The organism is Mycolicibacterium sp. XJ2546, assembly GCF_053483195.1.
On record NZ_JBEFRW010000003.1, the window covers coordinates 141,673 to 158,312 of the forward strand.

A 16,640-nucleotide genomic window follows, 5' to 3' on the forward strand; every position below is an offset into this window, starting at 1 on the left:
TCAGCCCCGCAGATCCTTGCGCAGAATCTTGCCCGACGCCGACTTGGGGATCGCGTCGATGAACGCCACCTGACGCACCTTCTTGTACGGCGCGACCTGACCGGCGACGAACTCCATCACCTCGTCCTCGGTCAGCTGTGCACCAGATTGCTTGACCACGAACGCCTTTGGCACTTCTTCACCGTCGGCGTCGGGCACCCCGACCACCGCCGCGTCGGCGACGCCGGGATGACCAAGCAGCACCGCCTCGAGTTCGGCGGGCGGCACCTGATAGCCCTTGTACTTGATCAGCTCCTTGAGCCGGTCCACGATGTACACGCACCCGTCGGCGTCGATCTGCGCCAGATCGCCGGTATGCAACCACCCCTCGTCGTCGATGGTTTCCCGGGTGGCCGCCTCGTTGCCGAGGTAGCCCGCCATCACGTTGGGCCCCTTGAACCAGAGCTCACCGGTCGGGCTCAGACCCTCTGCGGGCGGCTGGATTTCGTCGCCGGACTCCGGGTCGACGAGCTTGGAGGCGGCGTTGGACACCGTCCAGCCCACCGAACTCAGCGGCGCGACCATGCCCATCTCCTTGCGCCCGCCGTCGAACGGGGTGATGTGGCTGACCGGGCTGAGCTCGCTCATCCCGTAGCCCTGAACGACGGTGCAGCCCAACCGTTTCGCGACGGCGTGGCCGAGATCGGCGTCCAGCGGTGCCGCGCCCGACATCACGGTGTTCAGCGACGACAGGTCGTACTCGTCGACCAACGGATGCTTGGCCAGCGCCACGGCCACCGGCGGCGCGATGAACACGATCGTGCACCTGTAGGTGGCGATGTTGGACAGGAAGGCCTCGAGGTCGAAGCTGCCCATGATCACCAGCCGGGCGCGTGCATGCAGTGCGGCGTTGAGCAGCACCGTCATTCCGTAGATGTGGAAGAACGGCAGCACCGCCAGGATGGTGTCGTCGGGGACCATGCCGTGCAACGGCCGGATCTGCGCGACGTTGGCCACCAGGTTGCGGTGCGTGAGCATCACGCCTTTGGGGTTGCCGGTGGTTCCCGAACTGTAGGGCAGCACCGCTAGATGCGTCGACGGCGCGAAGCTGACGTCGGGCGCCGACAGGCCTGGGTCCATCAGATCGGCGGCGTTGGGATGTCCGGTGGCGGCGACACCGTCCCCGTCGAGCACGATGAGGTTCTCATTGGCCAGCCCGACGGCCCGGGCGGCCTCTTGCGCCTGCGCCAGCAGCGGCGTCACGGTGACCAGCATCTTGGCCTTCGAATCGGTCAACTGCTTGGCGATGTCCTTGGCGGTGAACAGCGCATTGACGGTGGTGGCCGTCGCCCCGGCACGCAGGATGCCGTGAAACGCCACGGCGAACCCGGAACTGTTCGGCGAAAGCAGCGCGACGACGTCGCCGACGCCGATCCCGCGCCCGGCCAGTGCGCCGGCGAACGCGTCGACGCGGCCGATCATCTCGCGGTAGCTGGTCTCGCGGCCGGACTTGGCGTCGATCAGGGCGATCCGGTCGAGGTCATCCTCGGCGATATCGCCGAACAGGAAGTCGTAGACGCTCGTGGACGGAATGTCGACTTCGGGAAAGGGACTGGCGAAACTCAAGACGCCTCCGATCGGATGATGGTCCGCCGCTTACCCGCTCACCCTACGTCGAGGCGTTTGACGAGCTTCTTCGGAGCTACCAATCGGAACGACGCGTCGATCAGCTCACGCACCTCGCCCCAGTCGATCTTCGGGTTCGCGGTCAGATCCAGCCCGAGCCACCCCGACGGCCCCATGTAGGCGGGGTAGTAGAAGCGGGCGTCCTGCTCGAGCGCGCGCCGGTCGCTTTCGTCGACCTTGACCAGGATGGAGTGGGGGTATCGGAGGTACTCGCCCTTGGTGCCGGTCTTGGCGTTGCCGCCGTACATCGCGAAGATCTTCGGTGCGCAGAACACCGGCCGGCCCCAGGAGATCTTCTCGAACGCCTCGGGGAAGCTCAACGCGATCTCGCGCACCTGCGCCAGCCCGAGGTCATCGTCGTGGAACATGATCGGGTGCGGCATGCCCGACAGGGTAGCGGCGGGCCCGCTCCTTCGGGCCGAGGCGTGACGTCAAACCGACGCAATGGTCGATTTCGCGGCCGCAAACCTGCCAAAACGTCGGTCCGGAAGACCACGGTTGAGCCCGCATCCTGCGACGGAGGGGTGCGGGCATGTCGGCCGCCTGCATTAGCCTGCGAGGGTGAGTTCCGAGGCAACGCCGGATCCCGAGACGACGCTGGCCGAACAGGTCGAGGACGCCCCCGACGCCGACGTGCGACGCCGCTGGCAGGAACTGGCCGACGAGGTGCGCGAGCATCAGTTCCGCTACTACGTGCGCGACGCGCCGATCATCTCGGACGCCGACTTCGACAAGCTGCTGCGGGAACTGGAGGCGCTCGAGGACGAGCATCCCGAGCTGCGCACCCCCGACTCGCCGACGCAGTTGGTCGGCGGCGCTGGCTTCGCGACCGACTTCACCGCTGCCGAGCACCTGGAGCGGATGCTCAGCCTGGACAACGCGTTCACCCCTGAGGAACTGGCCGCGTGGGCCGCGCGCATCAAGGAGGAGATCGGCCCCCAAGCCGCCCAAGACGCGCACTTTTTGTGCGAGCTCAAGATCGACGGGGTGGCGCTGTCGCTGGTGTACCGCGACGGCCGGCTGGAGCGCGCGGCAACCCGGGGCGACGGACGCACCGGCGAGGATGTCACGCTCAACGCCCGCACCATCGACAACGTTCCCCAAAAGCTCACCGCCACCAAGGAATTCCCGCTACCCAAGGTGCTGGAAGTACGCGGCGAGGTGTTCTTCCGGGTGACCGACTTCGAAGAACTCAACGCCGGACTGGTCGCCGAGGGCAAGCCGCCGTTCGCGAACCCCCGCAACAGCGCGGCCGGATCGCTGCGGCAGAAGAACCCGGCCGTCACCGCGCGCCGCAAACTGCGGATGATCTGCCACGGTATCGGCCGCGCCGAGGGCTTCCGCCCGGACTCGCTGTACGAGGCATATCGCGCGCTGCGGGCGTGGGGCCTGCCGGATTCGGAGCACACCGCCCGGGTGCAGGGGATGGAGGCCGTCACCGAGCGCATCGCCTACTGGGGTGAACACCGCCACGAGGTCGAGCACGAAATCGACGGTGTGGTGGTCAAAGTCGACGAGGTGGCGCTGCAACGCCGGCTCGGGTCGACGTCGCGGGCACCGCGCTGGGCGATCGCCTACAAGTACCCGCCCGAGGAGGCCCAGACCAAGCTGCTCGACATCAAGGTCAACGTGGGTCGCACCGGCCGGGTGACGCCGTACGCCGAGATGGAACCGGTCAAGATCGCCGGTTCCACGGTCAGCCAGGCCACGCTGCACAACGCCTCGGAGGTCAACCGCAAGGGCGTGCTGATCGGGGACACCGTGATGATCCGCAAGGCCGGCGACGTGATCCCGGAGGTGCTGGGACCCGTCGTGGATCTGCGCGACGGCTCCGAGCGCGAGTTCGTCATGCCCACAACGTGTCCGGAGTGCGACACCACGCTGGCGCCGGCCAAAGAAGGCGACGCCGACATCCGCTGCCCGAACACCCGGTCCTGTCCGGCGCAACTGCGCGAGCGGGTGTTTCACCTGGCCGGCCGCGGCGCGCTCGACATCGAGGGCCTGGGTTACGAAGCGGCCGTCGCGCTGCTCACCAGCGGTGTCATCACCGACGAGGGTGACCTGTTCACGCTCGGCAGCGAAGACCTGCTGCGCACAGACCTGTTCCGCACCAAGGACGGCAACTTGTCGGCCAACGGCAAGCGGCTGCTGGTCAACCTGCACGATGCCAAAACCCGTCCGCTGTGGCGGATTTTGGTCGCGCTGTCCATCCGCCATGTGGGCCCGACGGCGGCGCGCGCGCTGGCCACCGAGTTCGGCAGCCTGGAGGCGATCATCGAGGCCTCCGAGGACCGGCTGGCAGCGGTCGAGGGTGTCGGCCCGACGATCGCCGCGGCAGTCACCGAATGGTTCACGGTCGACTGGCATCGCGCGATCGTCGACAAGTGGCGCGCTGCGGGGGTGCGGATGGCCGACGAACGCGACGAGAGCATCGAACGCCACCTCGAGGGTCTTTCGATCGTCGTCACCGGATCGCTGGCGGGGTTCTCCCGCGACGACGCCAAGGAAGCCATCGTCGCGCGCGGCGGCAAGGCGGCCGGTTCGGTGTCGAAGAAGACCGCCTATGTGGTGGCCGGCGATTCACCCGGGTCCAAGTACGACAAGGCCGTCGAACTCGGTGTGCCGATCCTCGACGAGGATGGCTTTCGCCGGCTGCTGGAAACCGGCCCCGACGGCTTATAACCTCCGAGAGGAACATTTAGGCGGGACGGTGCGAGTAATTTTCGCCAATTCGTCCATCTCGGCGCGGTGAAGTAGAGGCCCGTGCGTTTGTCACCCTCGCCCACCGGGCACCCGAATGGACGAGTGACAAGGAGTTCTGATGGCAATCTGCGATACCTGTGGCAACGAGTACGACAAGGCGTTCACCGTGACGTGGGGCGACGGTAAGAGCGCAACCTTCGACAGCATCGAATGCGCCGCCTCGCGGTTGGCGCCCGAATGTGCACACTGTGGCTGCCGCATCCTGGGCCACGGCATCGAAACACCCGACGCGATCTTCTGCTGCGCACACTGCGCGCGCAAAGACTCCAACGCCGACGTCAACGACCGCTACCCGGTGCCGGCCGGCGGCTGACTCACCGGTAGCCCTTGCGGATATCGTCGACGATGCGCGGATGGTCCAGCGTCGACGGCGCCAACCACTGCGGACCGACATCGCCGCCGAATACCGTTGCCGCGTCGAGCACGTGCTGGTCGAGATACCTCAGCTCTGGTGCGTCGGCGGGAACCGTCGGCGTCGGCGCGCTCGACCCGTTGCGCGCCAACACCATGCCCCAGTCGCCGAACGTCGGCACATGCACGTGGTAGGGCGTGACGGCGTAGCCGGCCGCCCCGATCGTGGAGACCGTGCGCCAGAACGCCGTCGGCGTCGCGAACGGGCTGCCGGCCTGCACCGCCATCAGCCCGTCGGCGGCCATCACGCCGCTGATCAACGCATAGAACTCCACCGAGTACAACCGGCCCAGCGCCGGGGTGTCCGGGTCGGGCAAATCCACGATCACCGCGCCGAAACCGCCCGGCGGTAGGCGGTCGGGCGGGGTCTCGCGCAGCCACCGCATCGCGTCGTCGATGACGACCTCGACCCGGGGATCGTCGAGCGCGCCGTCGTTCGCCTCGCGCAGCGTGGTGCGGGCCATCTCGACCACCGCGGGATCCAACTCCACCTGCACGATCGTGTCGACCCCGGGCTGGCGTAACACTTCCCGGGCTGCCAGGCCGTCACCGCCACCGAGGATCAGCACCGAATCCGCGCCTTCACCGAGCGCGGGATAGACCAGACTCTCGGTGTACCGGTACTCGTCGCGGGTCGAAAACTGAAGCCCGCCATCGAGATACAGTCTTGTGTCATCGCCGCGGCGGGTGACCACAATCTCCTGGTATGGCGAGCGTTCGAGCGCGACGATCGGATCGGCATACAGTCGTTGCCGTGTCGAGGTCTCGATGTCGCCGGCGCGCACCAGCAGCGTCACCAACACCGCCAGTGCGGTCGCCAAAACAGCCAGCGCCGTGGCGAACTCGCGTGCGCTGACAATCCGGCGCAGCAGGAATACCGCCACCACCGCGGCCGCCACCACGTTGATGACGCCGGTGGCCGCGGCACCGCGAATCATGCCCAGCTGCGGCAACAGGATGAACGGCCAGATCAGCCCACCGATCAGCGCACCCAGATAGTCGGCGGCGTTGAGGTTGGCCAGCACCCGCCCGGTGTCGGCGGCGCCGGAGATGCGGCCTCGTTGCAGCAAGGTCATCAACAGCGGCACCTCGGCGCCCACCAGGCTGCCGATCAACAGGGTGCCGACCACGAGCACCCACAGTGAACCGCCGACGAACGCGAACGCTACATACAGCGCGGCCGCCGACAGCCCGCCGATCACCGCCAACAACGTCTCGACGGCGATGAATGTGATGGCCGCCCGGCCGAGCAGCGGCTTGACCAGCAGCGCCCCGGCCCCGAGCGCGGCGACATAGCCCGCGACGATCAGCGACATCGCGACGATGCCGCCGCCGTGCAGGCTCGCCGACAGCGTCAGCAGGGCCAGTTCGTAGACCAGTCCGCACGCTGCGCACGCCGCCACCGCCGCGAGCAGCAGCGCGCGCCACCGCGTCGTCGACCCGACCTGCGGCGCCGCCTCCGGTGGATGCTCGGTCGCCGTCATGACAGCGCGGCGGCGTTCACCCCTCCCACGGCCAGCAACGTCACGGCGGTGGCGATGGCCGCGGGATGCAGACGCTCATCGGCGATGAGGTCGCGGAAGCGCCCGGGGACCACGATTTCGAGCACGATGAGCGCCAGGCCCTGCAGCGCCACCCCGACCAGCCCGTACACCGCGGCATCCACCAGGCCCTGACCCAATTCGCTGGAGCTGGCGATGATCGCGGTGGCGACCACCAGCGCCAGTGCGGCGTACATGCCGCACGCGACGGCGACGGCGTTGGGTCGCCGCTCGACGAACACCATCTGACGCAGGTTGCCCGGCGTGAGTGCGTCGACCATCACGAAGCCGGCCGCCAGCACGACGACGCCGATCGCGAAGTACAGCACCGCGGCAACGACGTTCTGCACGAGGTTTTCACCGCTGACCGTTCCGAATTTGACGGCGGCGGAATACATGTCGAGGGGCATCTGCTCTCCTTAACTCATTGGTCTTGGTGCGCACATCATTTCGACCCACCCGGGCCGCCAGGACTGCCGCCCGCACCGCCCGCCGGAGACCCGGGAAAGAAACCGGGTCCCAGGAATATGAAACCGCCGTGGCTGTATCGGGCGTTGGTGTCTTCCACGCGGATACTGCAGGGGCGGGCGCCGTCCGGTCCGACGATGACGATGTCGTCGTCGTAGCGCAGGTACTCCGAACCGCGGTCGGTGGCGCGCGCCTCCGGGCTCTTGTAGTCGGCCAGCCGGTCGGCCACCTCGGCGGGTGAGCCGTTGCACTCGTAGCTGGTGGCCTGTGCGCCGTGCGAATACGCCGGGTAGGTCTCGGCCACATGTGTTCGGATGTCGGGCAGCATCGACACGCCGATGATCAAGCACACGATCCCGCCGAGCGCGAGGCCGCCGGACAGCCAGAACAGGCCGGTGCGGCTCATGGCCGCCACCGACTGCTCGTGTGCACGACGGTGCCGCCGCCGTCGGGGTCCGGGTAGAGGTGCCAGGTGCGCCAGCGCCACCCGTGGCAGTCGGGTTCGGCGGCCAACGCCGTCAACGCGGCGTCATCGCCGGGGAACGCGCCGCCCAGCCATCCGGGTTCCTGTGCACACCGGGCACGCAACAGCTGCGCCAGCGCCCGAAAGCTGCTCTCGGCGTGGGCCTCGTGGCGCGATTCGAGCAGGTACCCGGTGGCGACGGCGCGGTGCGGCAACTCGGTGGAGGCCTCGGCAGTACACGAAACCTCTTCCGAGAAAGCATGTTTCGGGTGTTCGACGGCGACCATGTGGGAGGCGCCGAGCACCCCGAGCACGAGTTCGCCGCTGTCGGGGTGGGTCAGCCGGCAGACGGCCAGTGGCGTCGGCGCGGCGGCGTTGAGCGCGAGGCGCAGCCCGGCCCCGGAAACGTCGGCCGGGTTGACGGCCAGGTGGTGCAGGGGCAACGACGTTCCTAAGCGTTGGGTGGTGGAGCCGGGTATACGGTCAATTCGCCTGGAAGCACCGGGGTTCCGACTGAAACCTCCCACGGCATATCCGCTGCCCAACGCTCGAACCCGAGAAACGACGTCTCGTCGGCGTCGGCGTAGTCGACGAATTCCATCTCGCCGCCCGCGGGCAGGCCGGTGGTGCCCTCGGTCGTGAAGGAGGCGCGACCGCGTTCGGTCTGCCGGTAGGAGACCCCGTCGACCTCGAGGGTGCCGTTGGGTTGTTGCGTGACGTCCTTGCGCCGCCGCCACGTCATCAGTTCCAGGCGGCCCTCGTCTTCTTCGACGCTGAACCACAACGGTTCGCTACCGCCTTCGAGTAGGTGCTCCCACCACACGAATGGGCCCTGACGCAGCGTGACCGAACCGCGCACGACGTAGTCCAGCCCGCCGTGGGAGACGATCGCGCCTGGCCCGAGTTGGCGCGGCCCGAATTGCGGCATGGTCGCGGCGAACTTCAGCGGGTCTTGGCGTCCGGTGTCGGTTTCGGACTTCTTCGGCCGGCGCAACGCCACGACCAGCACGACGATTGCCGCGACGAGCAAGATGATGGCGACCAGGATTAGCAGCGTGTCCACGCAGAGCCCTTCCGTACGGTTTGCGGCGGTGCGTCAAGCGGATATCAGCTCACGGTACAGGCTGGGTTGGGTCGCCGGTCAGCGCAGAATCGTCGCGACAATCCCGGCCAGGTAGCCCAGCCGCGCGATCTCCGAGGGCCGGAACTGCGGTCCGCCCGGTCGCCCGACCACGAGCGCCGTGTGCGGGTCACCGAGGGGCGCGGCGGCCAGCGTCGTATTCATCTCGCGCCACAGGTCGGGCACCCAGTCGGCCGTCGCGTCCAGCGCTTCGGGACGCTCCAGCGGTAGCCAGGGCGTTTCGGCCGTTCTCGTCTCGGGTGCGCCCCCGCTGCCGACGACGCGGTGCGGCCCGGATTCGGCCAGCCGGACAACCGAGGCCCACCCGACCCGCAGCACCCGGGGCGCCTCGTCGACGAGCACCTGCAGCTTGTTCCTGTTGGAGGCCGCAGCCACGTGGTCGATGAGCTCGAGTTCGCGATGGGCCTCCAGCAGCCCGGTGTGCGGACGGACGGAATCGACGCGCACGCCGTCGATCTTCTCGGCGGCGGTGATCAGCAAGTCGGGCATGGCACCGGGCGGCAGCTCGACGACGAGGTCGTCGATCGCAGTTCCCGAACCCCGTTCGACCACGTCGAGGGACAGGATGTCGGCGCCAGCCGAACCGAGCGCCACGGCCAGTCCGCCGAGGCTGCCCGGCCGGTCCTCGAGCTGGACGCGCAGCAGATACGAAGGCACGCGCCCACTGTTACACAGCCTCTGTTGATCGGCAGCGCGGGCGCGATCCGGCGGTCGTTAGGGTTGACGGCGTGTCACAGATCTCTCGAGACGAGGTTGCCCACCTCGCGCGCCTGGCCCGGCTCGCCCTGACCGATGACGAGCTGGACAGCTTCGCCGGCCAGTTGGACGCCATCATCGGTCACGTCAGCCAGATCCAGGCCGTCGACGTCGCCGGCGTCGAGGCCACCGACAACCCGCTGAAGGACGTCAACGTGTTTCGGCCCGACCAGGTTGCGCCGTCGCTGACCCAGGACGAAGCCCTGGCAGCGGCGCCGACGGCCGTCGAGGGCCGGTTCGGCGTTCCGCGCATCCTCGGGGAGGCCGAATGAACGAGCTTCTGCGGTCGGACGCGGCGACGCTGGCCCACAAGATCGCGACCAAGGAGGTGTCCTCGGCGGAGGTCACCAGGGCCTGCCTCGATCAGATCGCTGCGACCGATGAGCGCTATCACGCGTTCCTACACGTCGCCGAGAACCGCGCGCTGGCCGCGGCCGCCCGGGTCGACGCCGCGGTGGCGGCCGGGGAGGCGCTGCCTTCGCCGCTGGCCGGTGTCCCGGTGGCGCTCAAGGACGTCTTCACCACGACCGACATGCCCACCACCTGCGGGTCCAAGATCCTCGACGGCTGGCGCTCGCCGTACGACGCGACCGTGACCGTGCAGCTGCGGGCGGCGGGCATCCCGATCCTGGGCAAGACCAACATGGACGAGTTCGCGATGGGCAGCTCAACCGAGAACTCCGCATACGGCCCCACCCGCAACCCGTGGGACGTCGAGCGGGTGCCTGGCGGATCCGGCGGCGGCAGCGCCGCGGCATTGGCGGCGTTTCAGGCGCCGCTGGCCATCGGCACCGACACCGGCGGGTCGATCCGGCAACCCGCGGCGCTCACCGCGACCGTCGGGGTGAAGCCCACGTACGGGACGGTGTCGCGCTACGGGCTGGTGGCGTGCGCGTCGTCGCTGGATCAGGGCGGGCCGTGCGCACGTACCGTGCTCGACACCGCGCTGCTGCACCAGCTGATCGCCGGACACGACCGGCGCGACTCCACGTCGTTGGACGTCGAGATTCCCGACGTGGTGGGTGCGGCGCGCGCGGGCGCTTCCGGTGACCTCAAAGGTGTGCGGGTCGGTGTGGTGCGCCAGCTGCGCGGCGACGGCTATCAACCGGGGGTGCTCGAGTCGTTTCACGCCGCGGTCGACCAGCTCACCGCGTTGGGCGCCGAGGTGACCGAGGTGGATTGCCCGCACCTCGACTACTCGACGGCCGCCTACTATCTGATCCTGCCGTCGGAGGTGTCGTCGAACCTGGCGCGGTTCGACGGTATGCGTTACGGGGTGCGCGTCGGCGACGACGGCACCCACAGTGCCGAAGAGGTGATGGCGTTGACCCGCGCTGCGGGCTTCGGCCCAGAAGTCAAGCGTCGCATCATGATCGGCACCTACGCGCTTTCGGCCGGCTACTACGACGCGTACTACAACCAGGCCCAGAAGGTGCGCACCCTGATTGCGCGTGACCTCGATGAGGCCTATCAGCGCGTCGACGTGTTGATCTCGCCGACCACACCGACCACCGCATTCGGGCTGGGGGAGAAGGTCGACGACCCGCTGGCGATGTATCTGTTCGACCTGTGCACGCTGCCGCTGAACCTGGCGGGCCACTGCGGTATGTCGGTGCCGTCCGGTCTGTCCTCCGACGACAACCTGCCGGTGGGCCTGCAGATCATGGCGCCCGCGTTGGCCGATGACCGGCTGTATCGGGTCGGCGCCGCCTACGAAGCCGCGCGCGGTCCGCTGCCGACGGCCATCTAGCCACCGAGCGCACACAAGTTGTACGCAAACGTCGAGTAGAGGCGCAAACAACCGTGCGCTCGGGGAGGATGGGGGCATGCGTATCGGAGTTCTGACCGGTGGCGGCGACTGTCCCGGCTTGAACGCGGTGATCCGGGCGGTCGTTCGCACCTGCGACGTGCGATACGGGTCATCGGTGGTCGGATTTCAGGACGGCTGGCGGGGCCTGCTGGAGAACCGACGCATCCAACTCGCCAACGACGACCGCAACGACCGGCTGCTGGCCAAGGGCGGCACCATGCTCGGTACTGCCCGGGTGCATCCGGAGAAGTTGCGTGCCGGGCTGGACCAGATCAAGCAGACGCTGGACGACAACGGCATCGATGTGCTCATCCCGATCGGCGGCGAAGGAACGCTGACCGCCGCGCACTGGCTCTCCGAGGAGAACGTTCCGGTGGTCGGTGTGCCGAAAACGATCGACAACGACATCGATTGCACCGACGTGACATTCGGTCACGACACCGCTCTTGGCGTCGCCAGCGAGGCCATCGACCGCCTGCACAGCACCGCCGAATCCCATCAGCGGGTGATGCTGGTCGAGGTGATGGGCCGGCATGCGGGCTGGATCGCGTTGAACGCCGGACTGGCGTCCGGTGCGCACATGACGCTGATCCCCGAGCAGCCGTTCGACATCGAGGAGGTCTGCCGGCTGATCAAAGCGCGGTTTGTGCGCGGAGATTCGCACTTCATCTGTGTGGTGGCTGAGGGGGCCAAACCCGCCGAGGGCACGATGCAGTTGCGCGAAGGGGGAATCGACGAGTTCGGCCACGAGCGGTTTACCGGCGTCGCGCAACAACTGGGCTTCGAGGTCGAAAAGCGCATCAGCAAAGAGGTGCGGGTCACCGTGCTGGGACACGTGCAGCGCGGCGGCACGCCGACACCCTACGACCGCGTGCTGGCTACCCGGTTCGGCGTCAACGCCGCCGACGCGGCGCATGCGGGCGAGTACGGGATGATGGTGTCGTTGCGGGGGCAGGAGATCGGCCGCGTCTCCTTGGCGGATGCCACCCGACGGTTGAAGCTGGTGCCGCAGAGCCGATACGACGACGCCGCGGAGTTCTTCGGCTGAATTTCTCCGTCTCGGCTACGAGAGGCCCAGTGCGAGCACGGCCACGTTGAGGACCAGGAACGCGATCGCCAATCCGAACTGCGGGCTGTAGTCCCCGGCGAGGATATGGGTGTAAACCGCATACACGAAGAACAGCACCAAGCCGATGGCCGCGGCGACACCAAGTGGGTGATACGCCAAACCCACGCCGAGTCCGAGTGCGCCAAGGGTTTTCAGCGTGCCTATCGGAAAGGTCAGCCACGACACTGGCACGCCAGCCTCCGCCATCCCGCGCATGATCGGCCGGAAGTGAAGCAACGCCGCGATTCCCGAGAACCCGTTGGCGGCGACGGCGGCGAGCGTGACCGCCACGTACGTCGTACTCATCAGGCGCTCGACGTGGCTTCGCGCGCCATCTGCCACATCGTGGGCACCTGCTCGGTTGTCGAGACGACGACGGTCTTGGCCGCGGTGGTCATGTCGCCGGCCAGCCGCGTCATGTAGTCGGCGAGGTCGACGCGCGCAGTGAACATGCCGACCGGATCAACCTCTCCGGCAATGTAATTGGTGGGCCTGGGCAGGTCGAACAGCCCTGACGGCCGCACCACTGTCCAATCGAGCCCGCTGCCGAACACGATATCCTCCATGCGGCGCTGATCGTCGTAGGTGCTCTTGCCGATGGTGCGCGTGATGACGGGTTCGATGATCCGCAAGGCGAACGGGGGATCGACGCGGTCGGGGTAATGGTGGCCGCCGGTCGAGCTCACCGCGACCAGCCGCCGCACCTCGTTGGCACGCATGGCCGCGACGATGTTTTTGACCCCGAGGGAATACGTGTCGATCGGTCCGAAGCGAAACGGCACACCCAGGCTCGACAACACGGCGTCGGCTCCGGCGACGACGTCGCCCACCGCCGCGGCGTCTCGTGCGTCGGCGCCCGCGACATCCAGCCGGTCGTCGGTGAACGGAAAGTCGGCCGGTCGCCGCGTCACCGCCACAGCGGAGTGGCCGGCATCGAGTACGCGCCGAGTGACGAGCCGGCCTGTCGGGCCGTTGGCGCCGAAGATCGCGATATGCATAAGCCTCCTAAGTAGTCATCGAATATGATTATCACGATAGGTGACTATCACGGTGAGTGCTAGTCTCGGCGCATGGATAACCGCTCGAAAGGCATCAGTGCGCTGCACGAGCGCATCCCGTTCCTGTTGTCTCAACTCGGCGTGTACCTCGCAGAGGATTTCGTTCGCCGACTCGCACCGTTCGGTGTCGAGCCCCGCACCTACGCGGTGCTCAAGGCCCTGTCGGCCGATGACGGCCAGTCGCAACGCCAGCTGTCGGCGCAACTGGGCATCCACCGCAATGTGATGGTGACGGTGGTCGACAAACTCGAGGCGGAAGGCCTGGTCAAACGGATGCCGCATCCCGGCGATCGCCGGGCGTTCGCCGTGACCATGACTGACACGGCCCGCAAACTGCTACCGGAACTCGACGCCGAGGGCCGTGCGCAGGAGGACGAAATCACCGAGACGTTGACGGCCGCCGAGCGCAAAAACGTGCTGCGTCAGCTGCAGCGGATGTCCGCCGCGGCGGGCCTGATTCCCGGTGTGCACCCGAAACTGGGCTGATCGGACCCCACTAGACTCGCTGGCATGACTGTCGCCGCATCCGAACTGCTCGACTACGACGACGTGATCGCGCGCTACGAGCCGGTGCTGGGCCTCGAGGTGCACGTCGAGCTGTCGACGGCGACGAAGATGTTCTGCGGCTGCGCCAACAAGTTCGGGGCCGAACCCAACACCCAGGTGTGCGCGGTGTGTCTGGGGCTGCCCGGCTCATTGCCTGTGCTCAACGAGAAGGCCATCGAGTCGGCGATCCGCATCGGGCTGGCTCTGAATTGCGAGATCGTGCCGTGGTGCCGGTTCGCCAGGAAGAACTACTTCTATCCGGACATGCCGAAGAACTACCAGATCAGCCAGTACGACGAGCCGATCGCGATCAACGGCTATCTCGACGTCCCGCTCGACGACGGCAGCACCTGGCGGGTGGAGATCGAGCGGGCGCACATGGAAGAGGACACCGGCAAGCTGACCCATCTGGGCAGCGAGACCGGCCGCATCGAGGGCGCGACCACATCGCTGATCGACTACAACCGCTCCGGCGTGCCGCTGATCGAGATCGTCACCAAACCCATCGAGGGCACCGGTGAGCGCGCACCGGAGATCGCGCGTGCCTACGTCACAGCATTGCGGGATCTGCTTCGGGGCCTGGGTGTTTCGGACGTGCGGATGGACCAGGGCTCCATGCGGTGCGATTCCAACGTCTCGCTCAAGCCCATCGGGCAGGCAGAGTTCGGCACGCGCACCGAGACCAAGAACGTCAACTCACTCAAGAGCGTCGAGGTCGCGGTGCGTTACGAGATGCGCCGTCAGGCCGCGGTCCTCGACTCCGGTGGCCGAATAACCCAGGAAACCAGGCATTTTCACGAGGACGGCTACACATCGCCGGGCCGCAGCAAGGAAACCGCAGAGGACTACCGGTATTTCCCTGAGCCGGACCTCGAACCGGTCGCGCCCGACGCCGAGTGGGTCGAGCGGCTGCGAAAGACCATCCCCGAGCTTCCATGGCTGTTGCGTAGGCGCATTCAGGACGACTGGGGCATCTCCGATGAGGTCATGCGCGATCTCGTCAACATCGGGGCGCTTGACCTGATCGCGGCGACCGTGGAACACGGCGCGTCCAGCGAGGCCGCCAGGGCATGGTGGGGAAATTTCCTGGTGCAGAAGGCCAACCAAGCGGGCGTCGAACTCGAGACCCTACCGATCACGCCCGCCCAGGTCGCCGCGGTCGTCAAGCTCGTCGACGACGGCAAGCTGTCGAACAAGCTCGCCCGTGAGGTTGTCGAGGGTGTGCTCGCCGGCGAGGGCGGACCCGAACAGGTGATGGCCGACCGCGGCCTCGAGGTCGTGCGCGACGACTCGGCGCTGCAGGCCGCCGTCGACGAGGCGCTGACCGCCAACCCCGACATCGTCGAGAAGATCCGCGGCGGCAAGGTGCAGGCCGCGGGCGCGATCGTCGGCGCCGTCATGAAGGCCACCAAGGGCCAGGCCGACGCGGCGCGGGTGCGCGAACTGGTGCTCGCCGCCTGCAGCTAGGTCCGAACGAGCCCGTCCCACGCCGAGATCGCTGCCTCGGCGATTGCGCACAACTTCGCTCGGTCCGCGCCGTCGCGGGCTTGGATCGCCATCCCGTGATTGACCGTGTTGTAGAAGGCGGCGACCGTCGAGGCATCGGCGGCTGCGGGTACGTCGCCGTCGACGATTCCACGTTCGACGCGGGTGCGGAAGGCGTCTTCGGTGGCGATCCGCAAGACCGAGAGATGCTCGTGTATTGACCGACTGCGTTCGGTGCAGGTTGTCGCGGCGAGCACGATCATGCAGCCACGAGGTGTGTCGGGATCGCAGAACACCACAGCGTGGTGTCGCAGCACCGCCGCGATCGCCTCGCGCGCCGTGGGCTGATCGCGCAGCTCGGCGGCCGCGGTGGCGCCCAAAGTCTCGTCGTAATGCGCGACCGCCTCACGGAAGAGCTCCTCTTTGGATCCGAACGCCGCGTACAGGCTCGGTGAATTGATGCCCATCGCCGCGGTCAGATCGCTCATCGAAGCACCTTCGTAGCCGCGCTGCCAGAACACCTCCATTGCCCGCTCGAGGGTCTCCGTGCGGTCGAAGGTGCGTGGTCTGCCACGTTGAGCCATTCCCGCGCCTCGTTTTCTGTATCGAACGACATACAAACCGTTGACAAGTATATCCAGGGTGATCGATTATGTATCGAACGACACAAAAAGGAGAAAGCCAATGTCCGATCTGAAAGGGAAGGCGGCTCTGGTCACCGGCGGCAGCAGGGGCATCGGGGCCGCGATCGCGTACCGGCTGGCCGAGCGCGGTGCGGAGGTCGCCGTCACCTACGCCCATTCCAAGGACCGAGCCCAGGCGGTGGTTGACGAGGTGGCCGCACGCGGCGGCCGTGGCCTGGCCATCAGGGCGGACAGCGCGTCCCCCGACGACGTGCTCACGGCCGTCGAGCAGACGAACACGGAGTTCGGTCGCATCGACATCCTGGTCAACAACGCAGGCGTCTTTCCGTATGGGCCGATTGAGGGGGTCTCCGTCGAGGAGATCGACCGCACCCTGGCCATCCACGCCCGCGCGGTGTATCTGGCCAGTCAGGCCGCTGCGCGGCACATGCCCGGCGGTGGCCGGATCATCAGCATCGGCAGCAATCTGGCTGAGCGCGTGCCCTTTCCAGGTGTCACGCTGTATTCGATGAGCAAGGCCGCGCTCATCGGGTTCACCAAGGGTCTGGCGCGCGAACTCGGGAGCCGCAACATCACCGTCAACCTCGTACAGCCCGGCTCCACCGACACCGAAATGAACCCCGCCGACGCCTCCGGTGCCGACGAGGAACGCGCGTTGAGCGCGCTCGGCAGGTACGCCGCACCCGGTGACGTCGCGGACACCGTCGCGTTCCTCGCCGGTGCCGGCGCAGCCAACATCACCGGTGCGGTGCTCACCGTCGACGGTGGCACGAACGCCTGA

General features: G+C 67.5%; 19 protein-coding genes. 8 read left to right on the plus strand and 11 right to left on the minus strand.

Annotated elements, in window-relative coordinates; all coding sequences use genetic code 11:
- Both ABQE44_RS07030 and ABQE44_RS07035 read right to left on the minus strand, forming a co-directional pair.
- Window positions 1-1,605: a 4-coumarate--CoA ligase family protein gene (locus ABQE44_RS07030; RefSeq protein ID WP_448428903.1), complete on the minus strand. Its 1,605-nt coding sequence runs from the start codon at window positions 1,603-1,605 to the stop codon at window positions 1-3.
- A 38-nt stretch (window positions 1,606-1,643) separates the two neighbouring features.
- Window positions 1,644-2,048: an MmcQ/YjbR family DNA-binding protein gene (locus ABQE44_RS07035; RefSeq protein ID WP_448390729.1), complete on the minus strand. Its 405-nt coding sequence runs from the start codon at window positions 2,046-2,048 to the stop codon at window positions 1,644-1,646.
- A gap of 178 nt (window positions 2,049-2,226) precedes the next feature.
- Between ABQE44_RS07035 and ligA the strand changes: the two genes are divergently transcribed.
- Together ligA and ABQE44_RS07045 are read left to right on the plus strand one after the other, a co-directional pair.
- Window positions 2,227-4,347: an NAD-dependent DNA ligase LigA gene (ligA, locus tag ABQE44_RS07040; protein WP_448390730.1), complete on the plus strand. Its 2,121-nt coding sequence runs from the start codon at window positions 2,227-2,229 to the stop codon at window positions 4,345-4,347.
- Window positions 4,348-4,486: 139 nt separating this feature from the next.
- Window positions 4,487-4,741 (plus strand): metallothionein, encoded by a 255-nt coding sequence (locus ABQE44_RS07045; protein ID WP_448390731.1) that lies wholly within the window; start codon window positions 4,487-4,489, stop codon window positions 4,739-4,741.
- Between the two features lies 1 nt (window position 4,742).
- On the opposite strand, the gene ABQE44_RS07050 is transcribed toward ABQE44_RS07045, so the two are convergent.
- From ABQE44_RS07050 to ABQE44_RS07075, 6 genes are all read right to left on the minus strand, one after another.
- Window positions 4,743-6,323, minus strand: coding sequence for a polyamine aminopropyltransferase (locus ABQE44_RS07050; protein WP_448390732.1), 1,581 nt, complete (start codon window positions 6,321-6,323; stop codon window positions 4,743-4,745).
- On the minus strand, window positions 6,320-6,778 hold the full coding sequence (locus tag ABQE44_RS07055) for a DUF350 domain-containing protein (protein WP_448429227.1): 459 nt from the start codon (window positions 6,776-6,778) through the stop codon (window positions 6,320-6,322). The genes ABQE44_RS07050 and ABQE44_RS07055 overlap by 4 nt, the downstream gene beginning before the upstream one ends.
- Before the next feature lie 47 nt (window positions 6,779-6,825).
- Window positions 6,826-7,254 (minus strand): DUF4247 domain-containing protein, encoded by a 429-nt coding sequence (locus tag ABQE44_RS07060; protein WP_448390733.1) that lies wholly within the window; start codon window positions 7,252-7,254, stop codon window positions 6,826-6,828.
- On the minus strand, window positions 7,251-7,754 hold the full coding sequence (locus ABQE44_RS07065; protein WP_448390734.1) for a DUF2617 family protein: 504 nt from the start codon (window positions 7,752-7,754) through the stop codon (window positions 7,251-7,253). The genes ABQE44_RS07060 and ABQE44_RS07065 overlap by 4 nt, the downstream gene beginning before the upstream one ends.
- Before the next feature lie 8 nt (window positions 7,755-7,762).
- Entirely contained in the window at window positions 7,763-8,374 is a 612-nt protein-coding gene (locus ABQE44_RS07070) for a DUF4178 domain-containing protein (RefSeq protein WP_448390735.1), read from the minus strand.
- A gap of 78 nt (window positions 8,375-8,452) precedes the next feature.
- Window positions 8,453-9,109 (minus strand): ACT domain-containing protein, encoded by a 657-nt coding sequence (locus ABQE44_RS07075; RefSeq protein WP_448428905.1) that lies wholly within the window; start codon window positions 9,107-9,109, stop codon window positions 8,453-8,455.
- 71 nt (window positions 9,110-9,180) lie between these two features.
- Between ABQE44_RS07075 and gatC the strand changes: the two genes are divergently transcribed.
- The 3 genes from gatC (at window position 9,181) to ABQE44_RS07090 (ending at window position 12,066) form a co-directional block, all read left to right on the plus strand.
- A complete protein-coding gene (gatC, locus tag ABQE44_RS07080; RefSeq protein ID WP_448428907.1) occupies window positions 9,181-9,480 on the plus strand; it encodes an Asp-tRNA(Asn)/Glu-tRNA(Gln) amidotransferase subunit GatC in 300 nt (99 codons plus the stop codon).
- Window positions 9,477-10,958: an Asp-tRNA(Asn)/Glu-tRNA(Gln) amidotransferase subunit GatA gene (gatA, locus tag ABQE44_RS07085; protein WP_448428909.1), complete on the plus strand. Its 1,482-nt coding sequence runs from the start codon at window positions 9,477-9,479 to the stop codon at window positions 10,956-10,958. Before gatC ends, gatA begins: the two co-directional genes overlap by 4 nt.
- Window positions 10,959-11,034: 76 nt before the next feature.
- Window positions 11,035-12,066: an ATP-dependent 6-phosphofructokinase gene (locus ABQE44_RS07090; protein WP_448428911.1), complete on the plus strand. Its 1,032-nt coding sequence runs from the start codon at window positions 11,035-11,037 to the stop codon at window positions 12,064-12,066.
- 15 nt (window positions 12,067-12,081) lie between these two features.
- Here ABQE44_RS07090 and ABQE44_RS07095 read toward each other — a convergent pair whose 3' ends face one another.
- Both ABQE44_RS07095 and ABQE44_RS07100 read right to left on the minus strand, forming a co-directional pair.
- Window positions 12,082-12,432 carry a DoxX family protein gene (locus tag ABQE44_RS07095; protein ID WP_448428913.1) on the minus strand — a complete coding sequence of 117 codons (351 nt, stop codon included), beginning with the start codon at window positions 12,430-12,432 and terminating at the stop codon, window positions 12,082-12,084.
- Window positions 12,432-13,124 carry an NAD(P)-dependent oxidoreductase gene (locus tag ABQE44_RS07100; RefSeq protein WP_448428915.1) on the minus strand — a complete coding sequence of 231 codons (693 nt, stop codon included), beginning with the start codon at window positions 13,122-13,124 and terminating at the stop codon, window positions 12,432-12,434. The genes ABQE44_RS07095 and ABQE44_RS07100 overlap by 1 nt, the downstream gene beginning before the upstream one ends.
- Window positions 13,125-13,196: 72 nt before the next feature.
- Between ABQE44_RS07100 and ABQE44_RS07105 the strand changes: the two genes are divergently transcribed.
- Both ABQE44_RS07105 and gatB read left to right on the plus strand, forming a co-directional pair.
- Window positions 13,197-13,670, plus strand: a complete 474-nt coding sequence (locus ABQE44_RS07105) for a MarR family winged helix-turn-helix transcriptional regulator (RefSeq protein ID WP_448428917.1) — start codon at window positions 13,197-13,199, stop codon at window positions 13,668-13,670.
- Window positions 13,671-13,694: 24 nt separating this feature from the next.
- Complete coding sequence (gene gatB, locus ABQE44_RS07110; protein ID WP_448428919.1) at window positions 13,695-15,197, plus strand: Asp-tRNA(Asn)/Glu-tRNA(Gln) amidotransferase subunit GatB; 1,503 nt, start codon at window positions 13,695-13,697, stop codon at window positions 15,195-15,197.
- Here the strand turns inward: gatB and ABQE44_RS07115 are convergent.
- Window positions 15,194-15,799 (minus strand): TetR/AcrR family transcriptional regulator, encoded by a 606-nt coding sequence (locus tag ABQE44_RS07115; RefSeq protein ID WP_448428921.1) that lies wholly within the window; start codon window positions 15,797-15,799, stop codon window positions 15,194-15,196. The two genes, gatB and ABQE44_RS07115, sit on opposite strands and share 4 nt — an antisense overlap.
- Window positions 15,800-15,899: 100 nt before the next feature.
- On the opposite strand from ABQE44_RS07115, the gene ABQE44_RS07120 reads away from it, so the two are divergent.
- Window positions 15,900-16,640 (plus strand): 3-oxoacyl-ACP reductase family protein, encoded by a 741-nt coding sequence (locus tag ABQE44_RS07120; RefSeq protein ID WP_448428923.1) that lies wholly within the window; start codon window positions 15,900-15,902, stop codon window positions 16,638-16,640.

Excerpts from the sequence above, each read along its gene's own strand:
- ABQE44_RS07035 (WP_448390729.1), bottom strand. The coding sequence starts at position 2,048 with ATGCCGCACCCGATCATGTTCCACGACGATGACCTCGGGCTGGCGCAG.
- ABQE44_RS07045 (WP_448390731.1), top strand. The coding sequence starts at position 4,487 with ATGGCAATCTGCGATACCTGTGGCAACGAGTACGACAAGGCGTTCACC.
- ABQE44_RS07050 (WP_448390732.1), bottom strand. The coding sequence starts at position 6,323 with ATGACGGCGACCGAGCATCCACCGGAGGCGGCGCCGCAGGTCGGGTCG.
- ABQE44_RS07055 (WP_448429227.1), bottom strand. The coding sequence starts at position 6,778 with ATGTATTCCGCCGCCGTCAAATTCGGAACGGTCAGCGGTGAAAACCTC.
- ABQE44_RS07060 (WP_448390733.1), bottom strand. The coding sequence starts at position 7,254 with ATGAGCCGCACCGGCCTGTTCTGGCTGTCCGGCGGCCTCGCGCTCGGC.
- gatA (WP_448428909.1), top strand. The coding sequence starts at position 9,477 with ATGAACGAGCTTCTGCGGTCGGACGCGGCGACGCTGGCCCACAAGATC.
- ABQE44_RS07090 (WP_448428911.1), top strand. The coding sequence starts at position 11,035 with ATGCGTATCGGAGTTCTGACCGGTGGCGGCGACTGTCCCGGCTTGAAC.
- ABQE44_RS07095 (WP_448428913.1), bottom strand. The coding sequence starts at position 12,432 with ATGAGTACGACGTACGTGGCGGTCACGCTCGCCGCCGTCGCCGCCAAC.
- ABQE44_RS07100 (WP_448428915.1), bottom strand. The coding sequence starts at position 13,124 with ATGCATATCGCGATCTTCGGCGCCAACGGCCCGACAGGCCGGCTCGTC.
- ABQE44_RS07105 (WP_448428917.1), top strand. The coding sequence starts at position 13,197 with ATGGATAACCGCTCGAAAGGCATCAGTGCGCTGCACGAGCGCATCCCG.
- gatB (WP_448428919.1), top strand. The coding sequence starts at position 13,695 with ATGACTGTCGCCGCATCCGAACTGCTCGACTACGACGACGTGATCGCG.
- ABQE44_RS07115 (WP_448428921.1), bottom strand. The coding sequence starts at position 15,799 with ATGGCTCAACGTGGCAGACCACGCACCTTCGACCGCACGGAGACCCTC.
- ABQE44_RS07120 (WP_448428923.1), top strand. The coding sequence starts at position 15,900 with ATGTCCGATCTGAAAGGGAAGGCGGCTCTGGTCACCGGCGGCAGCAGG.